At 40.0% G+C, this 18097-nt stretch carries 22 protein-coding genes and 1 tRNA gene; 16 read left to right on the top strand and 7 right to left on the bottom strand.

Going from position 1 to position 18097, the window contains the following annotated elements; genetic code table 11:
* The first annotated feature begins 14 nt into the window (after positions 1 to 14).
* The 6 genes from rpmF to fabF all read left to right on the top strand — a co-directional run bounded on the left by rpmF (position 15) and on the right by fabF (position 4578).
* Positions 15 to 194, top strand: a complete 180-nt coding sequence (gene rpmF, locus ACMUMJ_RS09250) for a 50S ribosomal protein L32 (RefSeq protein WP_414678550.1) — start codon at positions 15 to 17, stop codon at positions 192 to 194.
* Between the two features lie 14 nt (positions 195 to 208).
* On the top strand, positions 209 to 1144 hold the full coding sequence (locus ACMUMJ_RS09245; RefSeq protein WP_414678549.1) for a fatty acid synthesis protein: 936 nt from the start codon (positions 209 to 211) through the stop codon (positions 1142 to 1144).
* Positions 1144 to 2076, top strand: a complete 933-nt coding sequence (gene fabD, locus ACMUMJ_RS09240; RefSeq protein WP_414678548.1) for an ACP S-malonyltransferase — start codon at positions 1144 to 1146, stop codon at positions 2074 to 2076. Before ACMUMJ_RS09245 ends, fabD begins: the two co-directional genes overlap by 1 nt.
* Before the next feature lie 55 nt (positions 2077 to 2131).
* A complete protein-coding gene (fabG, locus tag ACMUMJ_RS09235; protein WP_414678547.1) occupies positions 2132 to 2875 on the top strand; it encodes a 3-oxoacyl-ACP reductase FabG in 744 nt (247 codons plus the stop codon).
* 128 nt (positions 2876 to 3003) lie between these two features.
* Positions 3004 to 3237, top strand: coding sequence for an acyl carrier protein (acpP, locus tag ACMUMJ_RS09230; protein WP_414678546.1), 234 nt, complete (start codon positions 3004 to 3006; stop codon positions 3235 to 3237).
* 102 nt (positions 3238 to 3339) lie between these two features.
* Positions 3340 to 4578, top strand: coding sequence for a beta-ketoacyl-ACP synthase II (gene fabF / locus ACMUMJ_RS09225; RefSeq protein ID WP_414678545.1), 1239 nt, complete (start codon positions 3340 to 3342; stop codon positions 4576 to 4578).
* A gap of 45 nt (positions 4579 to 4623) precedes the next feature.
* Here fabF and ACMUMJ_RS09220 read toward each other — a convergent pair whose 3' ends face one another.
* On the bottom strand, positions 4624 to 5043 hold the full coding sequence (locus ACMUMJ_RS09220; RefSeq protein ID WP_414678544.1) for a PA2817 family protein: 420 nt from the start codon (positions 5041 to 5043) through the stop codon (positions 4624 to 4626).
* Between the two features lie 58 nt (positions 5044 to 5101).
* Between ACMUMJ_RS09220 and ACMUMJ_RS09215 the strand changes: the two genes are divergently transcribed.
* From ACMUMJ_RS09215 to queF, 3 genes are read left to right on the top strand one after another with little or no spacing between them, the layout of a single operon-like run.
* Positions 5102 to 6022, top strand: coding sequence for an ABC transporter ATP-binding protein (locus tag ACMUMJ_RS09215; protein ID WP_414678542.1), 921 nt, complete (start codon positions 5102 to 5104; stop codon positions 6020 to 6022).
* The gene (locus ACMUMJ_RS09210) at positions 6019 to 6792 is read left to right on the top strand and encodes an ABC transporter permease (RefSeq protein ID WP_414678541.1); all 774 of its coding nucleotides are present in this window, start codon (positions 6019 to 6021) and stop codon (positions 6790 to 6792) included. The genes ACMUMJ_RS09215 and ACMUMJ_RS09210 overlap by 4 nt, the downstream gene beginning before the upstream one ends.
* 11 nt (positions 6793 to 6803) lie before the next feature.
* The gene (queF, locus tag ACMUMJ_RS09205) at positions 6804 to 7631 is read left to right on the top strand and encodes an NADPH-dependent 7-cyano-7-deazaguanine reductase QueF (RefSeq protein ID WP_414678540.1); all 828 of its coding nucleotides are present in this window, start codon (positions 6804 to 6806) and stop codon (positions 7629 to 7631) included.
* A 248-nt stretch (positions 7632 to 7879) separates the two neighbouring features.
* Here queF and ACMUMJ_RS09200 read toward each other — a convergent pair whose 3' ends face one another.
* Positions 7880 to 8002: a hypothetical protein gene (locus ACMUMJ_RS09200; protein WP_414678539.1), complete on the bottom strand. Its 123-nt coding sequence runs from the start codon at positions 8000 to 8002 to the stop codon at positions 7880 to 7882.
* A gap of 338 nt (positions 8003 to 8340) precedes the next feature.
* On the opposite strand from ACMUMJ_RS09200, the gene ACMUMJ_RS09195 reads away from it, so the two are divergent.
* Both ACMUMJ_RS09195 and ACMUMJ_RS09190 read left to right on the top strand, forming a co-directional pair.
* Positions 8341 to 8901, top strand: a complete 561-nt coding sequence (locus ACMUMJ_RS09195) for a nitroreductase family protein (protein WP_414678538.1) — start codon at positions 8341 to 8343, stop codon at positions 8899 to 8901.
* A gap of 90 nt (positions 8902 to 8991) precedes the next feature.
* A tRNA-Ser gene (locus tag ACMUMJ_RS09190) sits at positions 8992 to 9079 on the top strand.
* A 282-nt stretch (positions 9080 to 9361) separates the two neighbouring features.
* Here the strand turns inward: ACMUMJ_RS09190 and ACMUMJ_RS09185 are convergent.
* Complete coding sequence (locus ACMUMJ_RS09185; RefSeq protein ID WP_414678537.1) at positions 9362 to 9841, bottom strand: FKBP-type peptidyl-prolyl cis-trans isomerase; 480 nt, start codon at positions 9839 to 9841, stop codon at positions 9362 to 9364.
* Between the two features lie 716 nt (positions 9842 to 10557).
* Here ACMUMJ_RS09185 and ACMUMJ_RS09180 point away from each other — a divergent pair.
* The 5 genes from ACMUMJ_RS09180 to ACMUMJ_RS09160 all read left to right on the top strand — a co-directional run bounded on the left by ACMUMJ_RS09180 (position 10558) and on the right by ACMUMJ_RS09160 (position 14235).
* Positions 10558 to 10989 carry a GNAT family N-acetyltransferase gene (locus ACMUMJ_RS09180; RefSeq protein WP_414678536.1) on the top strand — a complete coding sequence of 144 codons (432 nt, stop codon included), beginning with the start codon at positions 10558 to 10560 and terminating at the stop codon, positions 10987 to 10989.
* Between the two features lie 361 nt (positions 10990 to 11350).
* Positions 11351 to 11965, top strand: a complete 615-nt coding sequence (locus ACMUMJ_RS09175) for a PAS domain-containing protein (RefSeq protein ID WP_414678535.1) — start codon at positions 11351 to 11353, stop codon at positions 11963 to 11965.
* Between the two features lie 24 nt (positions 11966 to 11989).
* The gene (locus tag ACMUMJ_RS09170) at positions 11990 to 13198 is read left to right on the top strand and encodes an aminotransferase class I/II-fold pyridoxal phosphate-dependent enzyme (RefSeq protein WP_414678534.1); all 1209 of its coding nucleotides are present in this window, start codon (positions 11990 to 11992) and stop codon (positions 13196 to 13198) included.
* A gap of 21 nt (positions 13199 to 13219) precedes the next feature.
* A complete protein-coding gene (locus ACMUMJ_RS09165) occupies positions 13220 to 13363 on the top strand; it encodes a hypothetical protein (protein WP_414678533.1) in 144 nt (47 codons plus the stop codon).
* A complete protein-coding gene (locus tag ACMUMJ_RS09160) occupies positions 13360 to 14235 on the top strand; it encodes a Rossmann-fold NAD(P)-binding domain-containing protein (RefSeq protein WP_414678532.1) in 876 nt (291 codons plus the stop codon). The genes ACMUMJ_RS09165 and ACMUMJ_RS09160 overlap by 4 nt, the downstream gene beginning before the upstream one ends.
* A gap of 102 nt (positions 14236 to 14337) precedes the next feature.
* On the opposite strand, the gene ACMUMJ_RS09155 is transcribed toward ACMUMJ_RS09160, so the two are convergent.
* From ACMUMJ_RS09155 to ACMUMJ_RS09140, 4 genes are all read right to left on the bottom strand, one after another.
* A complete protein-coding gene (locus ACMUMJ_RS09155) occupies positions 14338 to 15411 on the bottom strand; it encodes a flavin monoamine oxidase family protein (RefSeq protein ID WP_414678531.1) in 1074 nt (357 codons plus the stop codon).
* Positions 15411 to 16094 (bottom strand): SDR family NAD(P)-dependent oxidoreductase, encoded by a 684-nt coding sequence (locus ACMUMJ_RS09150; protein WP_414678530.1) that lies wholly within the window; start codon positions 16092 to 16094, stop codon positions 15411 to 15413. The genes ACMUMJ_RS09155 and ACMUMJ_RS09150 overlap by 1 nt, the downstream gene beginning before the upstream one ends.
* A 209-nt stretch (positions 16095 to 16303) precedes the next feature.
* Positions 16304 to 16696 carry an acyl-CoA thioesterase gene (locus tag ACMUMJ_RS09145; protein WP_414678529.1) on the bottom strand — a complete coding sequence of 131 codons (393 nt, stop codon included), beginning with the start codon at positions 16694 to 16696 and terminating at the stop codon, positions 16304 to 16306.
* Positions 16697 to 16811: 115 nt separating this feature from the next.
* Positions 16812 to 17819, bottom strand: a complete 1008-nt coding sequence (locus ACMUMJ_RS09140; protein WP_414678528.1) for a GGDEF domain-containing protein — start codon at positions 17817 to 17819, stop codon at positions 16812 to 16814.
* Positions 17820 to 18097: the final 278 nt, after the last annotated feature.

Here is an 18097-nt window from a genome sequence, read left to right as displayed (position 1 = left end):
TTAGGAGCTCCAAAATGGCAGTACAAAAAAGTAAAGTGACTCGTTCACGCCGCGGCCAACGTCGTTCACATGATGCATTGACTGGACCAACTTTATCTGTAGATCAAACTACAGGTGAGATCCACCGTCGTCACCATGTATCAGCAGATGGTTTTTACCGTGGACGTCAAGTTATCACCCCTAAAGGTGAGTAACTAAGATACCCAATATGATTAGGGTAGCTATAGACGCTATGGGCGGGGACTTAGGTCCCCGCATTGCTTTTGAGAGTGCGTTGAAGGTACTTCAAAAATACGATGATGTGGATATATCAATCTACTATCACGACTCCTTTTCTTCTTTTATACCTCATTTACATATTAATGCGATTTCTTGTGCGGATTTTATACTCCAAACTGATACCGTTGACAGAACCTTGTTTCGCAGAAAAGAAACCACATTATACAAATCATTAAAAAGCCTTTCTCAACGCGAAGTTGATGTTGTTATTACCTTGGGTAATACCGGTGTTATGGTGGCATTGTCTCGCTTTATTCTTGGGCTGGTGCGTCCAAAACTGTATCCAGCTCTTATTCGAGAGCTAGAGAGTTCATCTTTTCGCTGTTTGGTTGATCTGGGCGCAAATGTTCACTGCCAAGCAAATATGCTTGAGGGTTTTGCTTGTTTAGGGTCTGCCTACATAGAATCTAAAAGTGATCTGGAAGCGAAAGTCGGGTTATTAAATGTTGGAGTGGAATCCAGTAAGGGTAGCTCTGTTATTCGTGAAGCGGATCAAGCGCTCAGTGCAAGATTGTGGCCTATTTATGCGGGTTATGCTGAGGGTGATGAGATCTTTACCGGGGAAAAAAATGTCATTGTATGTGATGGAATGGTTGGAAATGCCGTTCTAAAAGCATCTGAAGGGCTGTTATCTTTTATCAACAAGCAGTTAAGTACCGCTCATGATAAGCAAATTATTAATGCACTATTTAGCGGTGGTCGTCATCATGGTGCATGTTTAATTGGTGTGAATGGTAATGTGGTTAAAGGACATGGAGGCTCTGATGAGGTTGCTCTAATCGGAGCCATTGAATATGGTATTGATGTGGCAAAAAATAATCTGTGTGAAAAAATTGCTGCCAAGATTAAAAAAGAGGTTGTTTAATGAATTCTACGTTAGCGTTTGTTTTTCCTGGTCAAGGATCTCAACAATTAGGCATGTTGTCTGATATCGCAGCTGAACATGCGGTTGTTCAAGCGACGTTTCAAGAAGCATCTGATGTTTTGGGTTACGATTTATGGGATTTGGTTCAAAATAATGCAGAGTTATTAGCACAAACAGATAAGACTCAGCCTGCATTGTTAACTGCAAGTGTGGCTTTATGGCGCTTGTGGCAAGAGCAGCAAGGCGTGTTGCCAGAATACGTTGCAGGTCACAGTCTTGGTGAATACTCTGCTTTGGTATGTGCTGGCGTATTAGATTTTAAAGATGCCGTGAATTTGGTTCGATTGCGCGGTGAATACATGCAGCAAGCTGTACCTGCTGGGAAGGGGGCTATGGCGGCGATTATTGGTTTAGATGATGCTAAAGTCGTTGAGGTGTGTGCATCCATAGAGGGTGTTGTGAGTGCGGTGAATTTTAATTCGCCAGGGCAGGTTGTTATTGCGGGAGAAGCCGATAGCGTCAACTTTGCAATGGTCGCGATGAAAGAGGTAGGTGCCAAACGAGCATTGCCATTGCCTGTTAGTGTTCCATCCCATTGCGAACTGATGTTGCCTGCTGGAGAAAAACTAGCTGCAGAGTTGGAAAATATTGAGTTTAAAACGCCTTTGTGTAAATTGATACAAAACGTTACTGCTGAGGCGGTTTCAGATCCGTCATTGCTAAAGAAAAATCTGATTACTCAGTTGAGTGAACCTGTTTTATGGACGCAATCTATAGCATTGATGTCCAGCTTGGGTGTCACTCAAACAATTGAGTGTGGGCCGGGTAAGGTACTGAGTGGGTTGAATAAGCGTATTGTTACAGGGCTTGACGCGGCCAGTATTGGTGACCTGAAGGGTCTTACAGCTGTGTTAGAAAAGAATAATGCCTAGTTTTAGACGCTTACATAAAAGTATTTTTGTAAAATAATTAAAGACGGAGACGTATATGAGTCTTGATGGAAAAGTTGCTCTGGTTACTGGAGCAACGCGCGGTATTGGTAAAGCAATTGCCCAGCAGTTAGCTTCTCAAGGTGCTATTGTTATTGGAACGGCAACAAGCGAGTCTGGCGCACAAAGCATTTCTGGTTACCTCAGCGAACTAGGTAATGTGGGAAGAGGATATGTTTTGGATGTGGCTTTTTCAGAATCGGTTGATTCAGTGATTAAGCAAATCACAACTGATTTTGGTGCACCTACAATATTGGTTAATAACGCCGGTATTACGCGTGATAATCTGATGCTTAGAATGAAAGATGATGAATGGAGTCAAGTTCTTAATACAAACTTAACGTCAGTCTTCCGTGTCACTAAAGCCTGCATGAGAGGCATGACGAAAGCACGATTTGGCCGTATTATTTCAATCAGCTCTGTTGTCGGATCAATGGGTAATGCTGGTCAAGCAAACTACTCAGCTGCAAAAGCAGGTCTTGAAGGGTTTAGTCGATCTTTGGCAGCAGAAATTGCATCTCGCGGCATTACTGTTAACTGTGTTGCTCCTGGTTTTATCGAAACGGATATGACAAAAGACTTGCCAGAAGAGCACAAAGCAAAGTTAGTAGAAAAAGTGCCTGCATCTCGTTTAGGTCAACCACAAGAAATTGCATCCGCTGTTGCCTTTTTGGCGTCAGAAGGTGCTGCGTATATAACTGGTGAAACGCTGCATGTCAATGGTGGCATGTATATGACGTAATTTGGGTTGAATTTTGTTTAAAGATCAACGAAAATAGCCAGCCGGTTCATTGAGAAAAATCTTTTAAAGAATTTGAACAATTAATCATGCTCAATTGAGCTTTATAATGATAATAGTAGGAACTTCTAATGAGTAGCATTGAAGAACGCGTTAAAAAAATCGTTTGTGAACAACTTGGTGTTAAAGAAGAAGAAGTAGTGTTAGCTGCCTCTTTTGTTGATGATCTAGGTGCCGATTCTCTTGATACAGTTGAACTAGTAATGGCTTTAGAAGAGGAATTTGAAACTGAAATTCCTGATGAAGAAGCTGAAAAAATCACTACAGTTCAAGCGGCAGTTGACTACATCAACGATAACTTGTAATTCATAGTGCAATAAGTTTTTAGGAAAGCCGCTTGTAATTCTTACAGCGGCTTTTCTTCTTTATAATAAGATTGAACATAATTGCGTGTTTAGGAGAAAAATATGTCACGTCGTCGGGTCGTTGTCACAGGCATGGGAATGGTGACGCCTCTTGGCAATAATGTTAAAGAGACTTGGGACAATGTGCTTGAAGGAAAAAGCGGTGTTTCTGATATAGTCGCTTTTGATGCACTTCAATTCTCTACTCGTTTTGCTGCACAGGTATCTAATTTTGATTCATCTGTTTACATGACTGCAAAAGAATCTAGAAAAATGGATCTTTTTATCCAATACGGTGTCGCAGCGGCTGTTCAAGCTTTAGATGATGCTCAAGTGAATGAAAATACCGTTGATCTAAATAGAGTAGGGTGTGCGATTGGTTCTGGTATCGGTGGTTTGCCGATGATAGAAAAAAACGTGGGATTGTTACAAGAGTCGGGTCCAAAACGAATTTCTCCATTTTTTGTACCAGGCGCCATTATTAATATGATTTCTGGTCATATCGCAATACGGTTTGGTTTTAAAGGTCCGAATATTTCCATTGTCACGGCTTGTACTACTGGCACTCATAATATTGGTATGGCTGGCAGAATGATTGCTTATGGCGATGCTGATGTAATGGTTGCGGGCGGTTCAGAAATGGCCATTACTCCATTGGGTATTGGCGGATTTGGTGCAGCTAGAGCGCTTTCAACACGTAATGATGATCCTAAAACAGCGAGTCGTCCATGGGATAAAAACCGCGATGGTTTTGTTATGGGAGACGGTGCTGGAATCTTAGTACTAGAAGAATACGAACATGCTAAAGCACGAGGCGCGCAAATTTATGCGGAGTTGAGTGGCTTTGGTATGAGTGATGATGCTTTTCATATGACAGCGCCACCTGAAAGAGGTGTGGGTGCGTTATCTGCAATGAAATCAGCACTAAAAGATGCAGAGATAGACCCTGTTGATGTTGATTATATAAATGCTCATGGAACATCGACCATGGCTGGGGATTTAGCAGAAAGTAATGCTGTTAAGGCACTAATGGGGGCAGATGCTTCTGATGTGTCTATTAGTTCCACCAAATCTATGATAGGGCATTTGTTGGGTGCTGCTGGTGCTGTTGAGTCTATTTTTTCTATTTTATCTATTAGAGACCAACTTGCGCCACCAACGATTAATCTTGAAGAACCAAGTGATGGCTGTGATTTGAATTTCGTACCATTAACGCCACAGAAAAGAAAAATTGATGTAGTACTGAATAATTCTTTTGGTTTTGGTGGGACAAACGGAACGCTTGTGTTTAAGAAAATGTAATAGTTGGCATAATTTGTTTGTTAAAAACAAATTATGCCAATCATTTTAATGGGTTGTTGAGCTAGTGCTTCCGTTTTTATCGCGTAACGCGCTAATTAAGGTTGCAATATCGTAGTCTTTTCCATTTTGTTCATATTCATAAGCGGCTTCTTCAAAATTTTGATATAAGTCCAATTCCTTATCGCCTAAGAAATGGAGGCATTCTCCTCCCACAAACCAGAGCAGTTCTCTTTTAATAAGAACGGTAAGGTTAGGGTAGCAGCGAATAAGTCTCGCTAATAGCTCTTGAGCATTAAAAAGGTAGTTAGGAGAGAGTGATTCTGTTTCTTCCATTAGACCTTGCCATTTCTGTAAAAAATCGGCCTCTTCTTCCGCCAGTGAATCTGCGTTGAAAGGGGCGTGATCAAGCATTCTTTTTTTGAGTTCAGTGAATGAATCTAAAATATATTGGGTACGTAAGTTCACTAAAAAACCTGTTTAATTATTGATGGACAACTGGGCAATTTGCCTGCTGAGATAGATTATGACACATGCAATAGAAATAAGTGATCTTAAAAAGCGTTATGAGAGCGGATTTGAAGCGCTCAAAGGCATTAACTTAAAAGTTGAGGAGGGTGATTTCTTCGCATTGCTAGGGCCAAATGGTGCGGGTAAGTCTACCACAATTGGTATTTTATGTTCACTGATAAATAAAACAGAAGGTAAAGTATCTATCTTCGGAGTAGACATAGATGAAGATTTTGCCAAAGCGAAAAAGTATTTGGGCGTTGTTCCGCAAGAGTTTAATTTTAATGTGTTTGAAACGGTTTTAAATATTGTTGTGACACAGGCAGGTTTTTATGGAATAGACAGAGCTTCGGCCTTTGAAAGAGCAGAAAAATATTTAAGATTATTGGATTTGTGGGACAAAAAAGACACCCAATCACGAATGCTATCAGGTGGAATGAAAAGGCGCCTAATGATTGCAAGAGCTCTGATACATGAGCCTCAAGTTCTGATTTTGGATGAACCTACCGCGGGTGTTGATATCGAGCTGCGTCGTTCAATGTGGGAATTTATTAAAAAACTTAATGAACAAGGCACAACCATTATTTTAACTACGCACTATTTAGAAGAAGCAGAGCAATTGTGTCGTAATATAGCCATCATTAATCGCGGTGAAATTATTGAAAATACCAGTGTGAAATCTCTGTTAAAAACATTAAACATGGAGACCTTTATTTTTGATGTTGAAGCAAAAATATCGTCGTCTTTTGTTATCGATGGTTATCCCATTAAGAGGATTAACGAAGGGCATTCTTTTGAGGTGGAAGTGTCCAAAGGTCAATCTATTAATTCTGTATTTTCCCATTTATCTGAACAAGGTATTAATGTGATCAGTATGAGAAATAAATCCAATCGCCTTGAAGAGTTATTCGTTAAATTAATTAAGGATAAAGAATGAATCAGTCAGAAATACTTATTGCGTTTCTTACCATTGTTCGTAGAGAAATTCGTAGGTTTATGCGTATCTGGCCACAAACCTTACTTCCGCCGGCGATTACGATGACATTGTATTTTGCTATTTTTGGTAATTTGATTGGTAAACGAATAGGTGAAATGGGCGGATTTAGCTACATGGAATACATTGTTCCTGGCTTGATCATGATGTCTGTTATTACAAATTCGTACTCTAATGTTTCAGCGTCTTTTTTCTCTGCAAAATTTCAACACAGTGTCCAAGAGTTGTTAGTTTCCCCAACGCCTAACTGGGTGATTTTAATGGGGTACGTTTTGGGTGGTGTTGTTCGTGGCTTACTTGTAGGTTTGATTGTCACTATTCTGTCATTGTTTTTCACTCAGCTACAAGTTGAGAATCTCTTTGTGACTGTTTTGGTGGTCTTTTTAACGGCAGTATTATTTTCACTGGGAGGGTTTATAAATGGTTTGTTCGCCAAAAGTTTTGATGACGTCTCTATTGTTCCTACTTTTATATTGACGCCGTTGACCTATCTTGGTGGTGTATTTTATTCGATTGATCTGTTATCAGAGGTTTGGCAAAATTTATCATTGTTAAACCCAGTTTTATATATGGTGAATGCATTTCGTTTTGGCATTCTTGGTGTTTCTGATATTAATGTGTCGTGGGCTATTTTCATCATTGTGTCATTTATAGTGGCATTGTTCAGCTGCGGTTTGTATTTATTGGACCGTGGGCATGGCATTCGAAATTGAGGTTAGAGTAAATGGGATTATTACCTTTAGGACAACAAACTGAATACGTTTCTCACTATGATGTGGATTTATTGTTTCCGATTCCGCGAGTCGATAAGTGGTCTGAAATGGGCATAGAGTCTGAAAAGTTGCCTTTTTATGGGGAAGATATTTGGAATGCTTATGAAGTGTCTTGGTTAGATCAAAAAGGCAAGCCTATTGTAGTGGTAGCTGAGTTTCGTTTCCCATGTAATTCGCCTAATATTATTGAATCAAAATCCTTCAAATTGTATTTGAATTCGTTTAATCAAACGTCTTTTGAAAATCAAGACACTGTTGTGGCCTTGTTGACTGATGATTTGACAAAGGCCGCTGGAGCTGAAGTGACTGTGATGATTCGTGATCTTGATGCCACTCAGTCTCTGGTTGTTATTAAGCCTGATTACTGTATTGATGATCTTGATGTTGAAATCAATGCTTATCATCCTGATTCATCATTATTGAAGCTTGTTGAGAGTGATGATGCAAATGACGGTGTGGTTGAAGAGAGTCTAGTAAGCCATCTACTGAAATCAAATTGCCCGGTAACCAGTCAACCTGATTGGGGTTCTGTGCAGATTGGATACAAAGGCAAGGCGATTGATCACGAATCTCTTCTGAAGTATGTTATTTCTTTTAGAGAGCATACCGATTTTCACGAGCAATGTGTTGAACGTATGTTTATTGACATTATGAGCCACTGTCAGCCTGAATCTCTATTGGTCTCGGCTCGTTACGTAAGGCGTGGTGGGCTAGACATTAATCCATATCGTGCATCTTATGACGTAACATTAAATAATGATCGTTTAACTAGGCAGTAGACATTGTAAACTGTGATTATGCAAAAGGAAGCGATTAAGTATCCATTGCTTCCTTTTCTGCTAATGCTTTTGCATATTTCTTTTCCAAGTCAGCATCAGCAAATTCCAGCCTTTCCCACTCCATTTTTTTGCATCGTATTGCTCTTTTATAGCATCGTAATTATAGGGTGCAGGGGTATTTAAAAGATTTATTTTTGCGTCACTTATTTCTTTTTTTAATTTAATGATCTCGTTGTTAAGATGAGTGGTCAGCTCTCATCGTTACTCTTAGAAGGTGCTTCCCCTCTCACACTGCTTTTTTCTGTAAGTTTCTGAGCCAATTCACGATTTTCTTTTGTTGCAGAATGAAGTTCATTATTCAGTAAATCCACACAGGTTTCAGACTCGTGTAATAAGTGCTCTAATTGGGCAACTCCATCTGCTTCTTTTTGTGCGTGCTCATTGGCTTTAAGATGATTGTCTTCAAGCTTATTCGTTTCAGGGTCATTAAATGATTCTTGCTTTTGACTTTCTATAAAGTGCCAGTGTGCGCCAGATCAGACAACCTGCGATAAAAAATAAAATGGCAGCGCTTTCGAGTAGGTCCCACAATAACCATTTATCCATTAGGTTGTTCTCTCATATAAACGTGCGGAAATCGCTACAATATGCCAATATCCAACATTAAATTTAGTCCATAATGGCCAATTAATAAATAAAAAGGGTGTATATGAGCAATGATATTATTCAAGCAATGCGTATGCGTGCTTCACAAAATCAATTGTCAGGGCAGGGGCCAACAAAAGAGCAATGGCTTGACGTGCTTGATGCGGCCAGTCGAGCGGCGGATCATGCTGGAATCAAACCATGGCGTTTTCGAATTTTTGAAGGGGATTCCAGAGATAAATTAGGCGAATGTTATTGGCAGTGTGCCAAATCTGAAGTCAGTGAATTACCAGAAAGTAAAAGAGAGAGCTTCATTAAAAAAGCGCAGCGTGCCCCTGCAGTATTAATGGCTTATGCGAGTATAGATACTCATCCTAAGGTCCCTACTATTGAACAAATAATGGCGGTGGCGGCATCCTGTCAACAAGTATTGCTAGGTTTGGAATCTTTGGGATACGGTGCTATTTGGCGTACAGGCCCTGTTGCTCACAGTGATATAACGAAATCTTTATTAGGTCTTCAAAGTAACGATCAAATAGTCGGCTTTATTTATGTTGGTCAAAGCACAGAAGTAAAACCTTATGTAGAAGACACAGGCATTCAATCACGGGTAACATGGGCTTAGTGAATAAAAAAATAATTCAGTGATAAAGTGCTTGCTTTTCAATTACTTCGTACTTATTATACGCGCACTCTTTATTGAGTAGGCCGTACTGGTGAGCTGTCCGAGTGGCCGAAGGAGCACGCCTGGAAAGCGTGTATGTCGAAAGGCATCAAGAGTTCGAATCTCTTGCTCACCGCCAAATTTTAAAAAAGACGTCTTAAGGCGTCTTTTTTTTCGTCTGTTGTTTATGCTTTTTCTCTCTATCTCTTTCCATATGACTTTTTCTTGAGCTTTTCGCTTCAAACTGGCTAGTCTCGAAAATTTCCCTATATCTTCTTTTAAAATCATTGATTACGTAAGGCATTTTAGTCTGTGTGTCGCAGCTAAACTTAAAATCAAAAATGCCCTTACGATGTAATCATAAGGGCATTTTTTTGTATGGTGCTTAACTAAGCATTTAAGCACTAATGTAGGTAGCCTATTACTCAGGGTTGATTTTCAGCAACTCCACATCAAAGATCAGCGTTGAGCCTGCGGTGATAATCCCCGTTGAGTTTTCACCGTATGCAAGGTGGCTTGGGATGTAGAAACGTCGTTTCTCACCTTCTACCATCAACTGAACTCCTTCTGTCCAGCCTGCGATGACTTGGTTTAATCCAAAGGTAATGGGTTCGTCGCGATCTACTGAGCTATCGAAAACACTGCCATCAATTAATGTTCCATGATAATGGACTTTCACTTGATCACTGGCTTTTGGATGTGTTGAACCCGTGCCCGATGTTAGTATTTTGAATTGCAGACCTGATTCCGTGGTGACTATGGTTGGGTCTTTTTTATTCTCTTCAAGGAAAGCGCTGCCTGCTCTGGCATTTTCAATGGCCATTTCTTTGTTCTTTTTCGTTTTGTTATAAAAGAAGAAGGCAACAACTACAATAATGATTAATAAAAAGACTTTTGACATAATGCTCGCTCGGTAAACGTGTGTTTAAAAATTTAATCCGTGACTTTATATGGGATAGCGCCGTTGCTCAAGTAAGAATTTCTCTTAGTGTAAAATGATTCCTTTGGAATAACGTGGTTAGGGGGGTGTTTCAATGCACAATCTATTTTAAGGGAGACGGTTACATAGTACGCCCCCGTAACATGTTAGAATGCCGAGACACTCATGCGGAAGCATGTTTATGAATGCGTATTAAATAATGAAGTCATTTGAATCGTCGTCTTTGCTTTTCATATGTGGAAAGCTTTGGTCAAAATATCGACCAAGAAATTTCTCATCATAGTTCCCATCAGAGCGAGCGGTACCAGCGTAAACGTCAAAAAAAATATCATCACAACTGGATTCGGCTGTAGAAGAAACGCAATGACGTTTAGTCAGTAGTAATGATCAAGCGTGCTTTTCCATAATCCTTAAGAAAATCAAATAAGGCTCTATTTAGCCATGTAAACAGCGATATATTGTAACCGTAGGATGAGCCTATCGAAATAAAAGGTGTAAAACATCATTAGGTGGGTTAATTTTTTAATTGTACTGTAAGGAAAATAAGAGCTTTTGTAATAGATAAAGGGTTTTTCAGGCTAAACTGAACCCTACTATAAAAGAAATGCACAATTGTACAGTAATGCATCAATAGCCTTATTAGGTAGCTTGGATTCGGTGACATAGAGGAGGTCAAATTGACTAAAATACGAATGGCTATATTGAGTGATTCACCTGCAATTAACGCTTTGTCTGTCCATCTTGGTTACGCGCAGCCATTACAAGACATTGCGGATAAAAGGCTACAATGTCTGCTGGATTCAAACACTGATTGGGTTTGGGTGTATGAAGAATCCAACGTTGTACTTGGGTGGATTCATGTGTTCCAGGCGAATCGTGTAGCATCTGCCCATTTTTTTGAAATTGGAGGGCTTGTTGTTGACCTTACAATGAGAAAAAAAGGCATTGGCCGACGGTTGATTGAGTTTGTTCATCATGAATGTAATATAGAAGAATCTGAGCTACGGGTAAGATGCAACGCTAAACGAGAAGGGGCACATCAATTTTATCAAAAAGTAGGCTTTCACCGTTCTAAAACACAGTATGTTTTTAAAAATGAATTAACCTGAGAGAAACGTTAAAAAGTGATCGGAGACAGTGAATGACATTTAATGGGATATTATCATTCAAATGAACTGGATATAAGATAAATAGGGTCAAAGGTGAATTACCACCTTGTTACTTTGAATCTTATTAGGAATGTATTATAAATAACACACTCCATCTTTTTAGTTTCCCTCTCTCTGGTCTCTTTCATAAACTTGATCCGATCTAAGGCTAATTATTTCTGTGATTCAATGAATGCGGTTTAGCTCAAAAGGCATTTACCCAGTAAAGAGAGTAAATGCCTTTTTTTATGATTTTAGTTTGTGTTGTCATAAAAACATAAGTAGAATAAAAGTATATATATATACATTAAGTCTAATTTTTATGCAAAAAATACTTGACCGATACATGTTAGTCGCCCATTCATACCGTGTATTTTTTCCAGACCTAACGGAAGTCGTAATACATAATCTAATCGAAAATCGCATTCATTATATTGAAAATGCGTTTACTGCTCGTCGTGTTGGCGACGACTCTCTCCTAGACACCGAAAACTACGAAAATGAGATGAATGATGATGGTCTAATTGGCCCTTATGTAAAATTCAATCCCGATGGTAGTAAGCTAAAATCGCTTTCGCTGCTGATACGAGATGACGATGGACAGCCAATTGGACTTATGTGCCTTAACATGAGAGTCGACGGGCTAGAGCTCGCATCGCGCCATTTACAACGTTTAATCTCATCCTCTGTCATCGAAGACCAACCTATTTTAAAAAATGACTGGCGCGAAATGGCCAATCGTGTTATTGCCAATACTTTATCAGAGCGAAAAGTCGCGCTGTCCCATTGTAAAAAAACGGATCGTTTCGCCATCATAAAAGCACTGAATGACGCGGATATCTTTCTTTCAAGAGGGTCTTCCGATTACGTAACAGAGGCGTTGAGTATATCTAGGGCCAGTTTTTATCAGCTATTAAAAGCCGTCAAACAAGATTAACTCACTTACAGAAAGGTGACCATAATGCTAATAAAGAAACAACCAATGCGTGACTTTAGTCTTGAAGTCTTTTTTTCTGAATGGGAGTTCGCTGCGAAACACCATATGACGGCATCGGATCTGGAGAGTATGACCCTTGATGAGCTGCTTTCTATGGCAAGTGAAGAAGAAAAGGCGGCATTCAATAACCTTTGGCTTGGGTATACCGAGACGTGGGGAGCGCCAGCGTTAAGAGAAGAAATTGCTAAAACTTACGCTATGGAAGGTGAACAAATATCATCAACAATAGAAGCAAAGAACATTCTTTGTTTGGCTGGTGCCGGGGAAGGTATCTACAGTGTGTCAAAGTGCTTATTAGGGCCTGAAGATCACGCAATTGTACCGACACCCAATTATCAAAGCGCTGAAACCGTGCCTTTATCTATTTGCGAAGTAACGGGTGTTCCATTACTGACTCAAAACACAGAAGGGCAAAAAGGGTGGTTTTTGGACATGGATGCCATTAAATGCGCTATTCAGCCTAATACAAAACTATTGTCTTTAAACTTCCCTCATAATCCAACAGGTATGCTGATCAGTAACGCTGAAATGCATGAGCTGATTGTGCTGTGTAGGGAGCATGGGATTTATATCTTGTCTGATGAAGTTTATCGTGGAGTGGAGCTCGATGAGTCAGATCAAATGCCACAGATTGCTAATCTTTATGAAAAAGGCATCTCTTTGAATGTGGTGTCAAAAGCCTATGGCTTGCCGGGTTTGCGTATTGGTTGGATTGCTTCTCAAGATCAAGATCTATTGCAAAAGGTTGAGCGGTATAAACACTTTTTGTCTATTTGTAATTCGGCACCGTCTGAAGCATTGGCCCTGATTGCTCTAAAAAATAGAGACACGATTTTTGCTCGTAATCGAACTCTAATGAAGCGCAATGTTCTGTTACTGGAAGCGCTCTTTGATGAATTTTCCGGTCTGGTGGAATGGCAAAGACCAAAAGGTGGATGTGTGGCTTTTCCTCGTTATATCGGCCCAGAAAACGTTGAGGTTTTTTGTCGATTTTTATTGGAAGACAGTGGCGTGCTGCTGCTACCTGCATCGATTTATAGGTCTGATTTATCGGCAGTATCGCAAGACCGTTTTCGTATTGGTTTTGGGCGAGATGAAGTGTTTAAAGACGGTATAAAGGCGATGCGTCAACACTTTGAATCCCATTATAGCGACTTCAAGAAAACAGTGTGATGGGTTAATCAAGGAACAGCTATGCGTATTGTATCGTTAACAGAAATTATGGACGCGTTATCGACTAAAAAGCACTCAGAACTGAATGCCGCATCCCCAATCGATGCAGTACGTCAGGCATTTATTGATTATTCTCAGGCATTTATTGATTATTCTCAGGCATGATTGAACAGACTCAGCCAATGCAAATTTTGTTTAAAGATTCGCAAGATGAGTTTATTGGTGATTGTCATGTAAAAGCGGCTCAAAAACGAGCTCATCCGTACTTTGTTATTAAAGTGGCGGCAGGGTTCTATCAAAGCGTTGCCAATGGGTTGCCTGCAAACAGTGGGCTCATGCTGGTTATGTCTGCAAAAACGGGGTACCCAATCGCACTTTTGCAAGATGAAGGTTGGTTAACGCAAATTAGAACGGCGGCGGCTGGCGCGTTAGCTGCGTCGCTTAAACCCGTTAAACAAACAGACTGTTTGGGTGTGATTGGAACAGGGGACCAAGCGTATTTACAAGTAAAACTAATCAGTAACATATTGGGGTTACAACGTGTTGCGGTGTTGGGTCGATCATTCGAGAAGAGCAAAGCATTTTGCGACACACTTGCTGAAGAGTTGAATGTATTGGCGACGCCAATGGATACCGTGAAAGGGGTGTGCCATGCCAGTCAAATACTGATCACAGCAACGCCATCAACAACCGCGTTAGTAACGGCGGATGATCTACCCGAATCATTGCATATTGTTGCAATTGGCGCTGACAGCCCTGGTAAGAGCGAAATCGCGCCTTCTGTCTTTGCTAAAGCGAGCATTGTTATTACGGATAACCACGAACAGTGTTTGCATCATGGCGACTTCGGCGCGGCGGTTACGGCGCAAGCGATTGAAGAAAACGGTGCCATTGCTTTTGGTGATGTATTAGCAGGGAAGTATCCGAACATGAATTTCCAGCAAGCTGGTATTTCTGTGGTGGATCTTACTGGAATAGGGGCGCAAGACCTTGCGGTTGCGTCTTTAGTGGTGGATTGTCTCGAAATTGAGGGCTGATATTTATGGAATGCGAATCTCATGGTGTGGGTTCTATTGATTAAATATGACATTGCTTGATGGAAGAGTGCATGCCTTTGGATGGGAGCACTCTTTCGTTTTTCAATTTTTTATATGTTTATTGATTAGTTTTTGCGTTAGTAGAAGTGAAAGCTCTTCTGCTCTGGCTAGAGCGCCTTCCATGTAGCCACCGCAATCATTGGTAAACTCGGTGGCCCCCAATAAAATTTTCTCTTCCCAGACAGAACTCAAGGTGGTCGGCAAACCATATTCTGGGTGATGATACAAAGGTTGTAAGTCCAGGTTGCTGGCACTTTGTGGTTCCGTTGCCCAGTCCTGTAATTGGTATGAGATAGGCGTTAGGGCTTGTTCACCAAAAAGCCTGCTTAACTGATGTAGTGATGCTTGTTTTATTTCTTCTTGGTGATTGATGCGAGCGGATGCGGGAATACCAACAAAACCAAATAATGCCGCAGGCGTACCAGTAATAGAAGAGGCATCGTGTATTTCAATCATTGGCCCTCGGCGACTTATGGCATCACCTGATAGGCCTTCCTGACGCCAAAAGGGAGTGTCATAGGTGGCGACAAATTTTGCTTGTCCCCCCATCCAAGTAGGAATATTTTCTAAGGCATTTAATTTCTCTTTGTCTAATTGTGGCGAAAAAGTCAGATCGGCAATGACTCTTGGAGGGATGGCTAACACAATGTAATCGGCAGAATGCTGTTTGCCATTGGAAAAGTGTAATTGACCAGATTGCTCAATCTTATCGACATGAGTGTTTGTGTGAAGCTTCTCATTGGGTAAAGATTGTCTGAGTTTTTCAATCAGAGCGCTAACCCCGCCTTCAATTCTATATGAGCCTTGCATAGAGGCATGTCCCATTCCTCTATGCACTTGAGCACGTTCATCTTCATAAAGTAATTCTCCGATTGAATATTGTTCAAAGACACCGAGAGATAAGGATTGTGTTAATTTTTCCATTCTATACTGTCCTGGCCAAAACCAGGAAGGGCCAAGGTCAATGCCTGATGTCCCCGTTTTTAATGATTTAATACGACCACCATATCGGCTTCGTGATTCATACAATTGGTAGTCGATGCCCTTTTCTTGTAGGTGTAGGGCAAGCATTAACCCTGATAAACCGCCACCAATAATTGCGACTGAAGAATGCATTAAAATTTCTCGCTGCTTGGCCTGAGGTCTAATTCGTGTGTCCAAATGGATTGAGGTTGTTGGCTTAATTGCAAATACATTTGGGCGATATCATTGGGTTCCATCATGCTGTCTGGATGAAGTGTATGCAATTTCCGACTGTTTTCTGTATCAACGATGCCATCTAAAATGGCGTGTACGACATGAATACCATCTGTCTGGAACTCTCTAGCTAAGGACTGAGTGAATCCTCTTAGGGCGAATTTTGCGGAGGCAAACGCAGAAAAATTTGCGCCACCTCTTATGCTGGCCGTTGCGCCCGATACGATAAAACACCCTTCGTTTACTTCTTGCATATCAGGAATAACAGCATGGGTGAGATTTACGGCGCTTAATGTCATAGATTGCCAACATGATTGGAAATCATCTGTTGTGGTGTGCAAGAAAGGCTGAATAACAAGTTGAGCCGTGTTGTGAACGACAACCTTAGGCGTACCAAATTCGGTAATTAAGGCGCTAATAATGTCTTTGGTTTGCTGTGCATTGGCTAAGTCACATTGTCTAATATCAAATGCTTCTAACGTTTCATTTAGGGATCGATTGAGACCAATGACGGTGTAGCCGTTTTCTTGAAATGTTGCCATAAGAGATTGGCCTAACCCAGTGCCCACTCCAGCAATAATAACCAGTCCTTTATTGCTCATGATATTGTTCTCTTTGTTAAATGGAATATATCTATCGATTGATAGGTTGATAAATCGTATTCTTTTTGACTTTTAAAGTCAAGGGAGTCAAATTAAGAGTAGATTTTTCAAAAAGGTATTTAAAAGGGAGAAAATTTGAAAACTGTAAATAACGATAAGGAAGTCCAAATTTTTGTTATTTACAGATTTAATAGAAGGAGTGTCAGATCTTAAACTAAATCATCTAAGCCCGTGAAACGAATTGGTCTGCCTTTTTCATTAATGGATGTGCCTGTTACTATTGCTTGAACAATGGTGCGGCTGTCGCTAGGACGGGTGATGGTTTGATGAAAACAAAATTTAATTTTGCTCAGTTTCTCCACGTGAGTGGTCACAACAAACTCATCTTGGCTGACCAGTGGAGATTTGTAATCTATTTCCGCTCTAATAACGACCAAGTTAATGTTATTCATAGCAAGTTTAGTAAAATTAACGCCTTTACTCTTGAGAAATTTATGACGAGCGTGTTCTAAATAATTCTGATAAACAGAGTTATTTACAATTCCTTGAATGTCGCATTCGTAGTCTCTTACTTCAAAGTGGGTAATGTGTTGTTCTTCCATGTTGTCCTGCTTTTTTATATAAAATTTTCGTTTGAAGCTGATTGCCAATTAAAATCGGCAATCCTTGTTAATTTGTTAATTTGTTAATTTGTTAATTTGTTAATTTGTTAATTTGTTAATTTATTGATACTTGATTTCCTCCTTTGTCTTTTGCGTGGATTAGATTATCTTTTGCCCGTTCCAAAAGATGTTCACCAAGCTCTTGTCCAACCAATGTGGCAATACCAATAGATACAGTTAAAGTAGATAGAGGTTCTTGTGTTCTCTTTGTGCGAATGACTTGCCTTTCAACTTGAAGGCGGATCTGTTCGGCAAGCTGTGAGTTAAAACTGAGGCTTTCTTCACAAACCAAAATGGCGAAAGTCCCTCCCTCAAGGCGTGCGGTAACGCTATTTTCAATATTTTTACTTTGTAGAAATTGGCCCAAAAAGCGAATGATAGCTGTGCCGACTTTTTTACCATACTTTTTATTGATACGCGAAAGGTCGTCAATATCAATTAAGATTATGGAGAGGTCATCTTCCGCCGTATTGATCCATGAAAATAGGTGTCTTTCTAAGCCCCGATTGTTTAATAACCCTGTAACGGGGTCGGTGTCAGAGCTTTTTTTGGCTTGATCGATTTCTCTCTTTAATGAAGTAATCTGATGCTGTACTTCTTGTAAGCTTTCTTGAAAAAGGTGAGTTTGATCTGAGGCTTTTTTTGAATCAACTTCAAGATAGTGAATGATTTTTTTGATATTCTCCATTCGATTGTGACTTTTTAACGCTTTTTTTGTTTTTTCTAGTGAACTATTAAGTGCTTCTAGCTCCTGATTCATTTTCTCTGAGCTGGTTTCTATCGTCCCTATCATGCTATCTAGTTGATTTATTTGCCCATGATTAACTTTTAAATCCTCATCCAAAATGAATTCTTGAAAGAGCTCTTTTGAAACAAAGTCGGGTAAGCTTCCAAGCTTTTGAATGGTCGAGTCCATCATGTGATTAAGTTTTTTATTTCGATTGGAAACGTAGGTATACCAAATACCATAATTATATGGTGTTGGTGCAATTTTCAGTTTGATCATCAAAGGGACGGCTTTACGCAGTAAGCTCACCGCCTGAGAAGGACTTTCTTGGCGCATCTTAACCTCTTAAAGAAGATAAAACGCTAAATCCGTTTGGCGTAAAATAAGTGACATAATTATGTATCTGTAGAAGATATTTCATTGATCTAACTTAAAATTCTCAACAAATCCTAATCGTATCGACAGCTTTTTTTGAGACTTTAGTATTATTTTTACCCGTGGTGCATTTGGAAAATAAGGTGAAAGGAGTAAGTTACTCACCCTCAATAAGAGATTATCATTAATTATCTAGAAAAATGGTAATACGATGAGTAACTTACAGACTGTTTATAACA

This window comes from Marinomonas phycocola, from assembly GCF_047525455.1.
GTDB lineage: Bacteria > Pseudomonadota > Gammaproteobacteria > Pseudomonadales > Marinomonadaceae > Marinomonas.
This window is presented reverse-complemented; position numbering and strand designations above follow the sequence as displayed.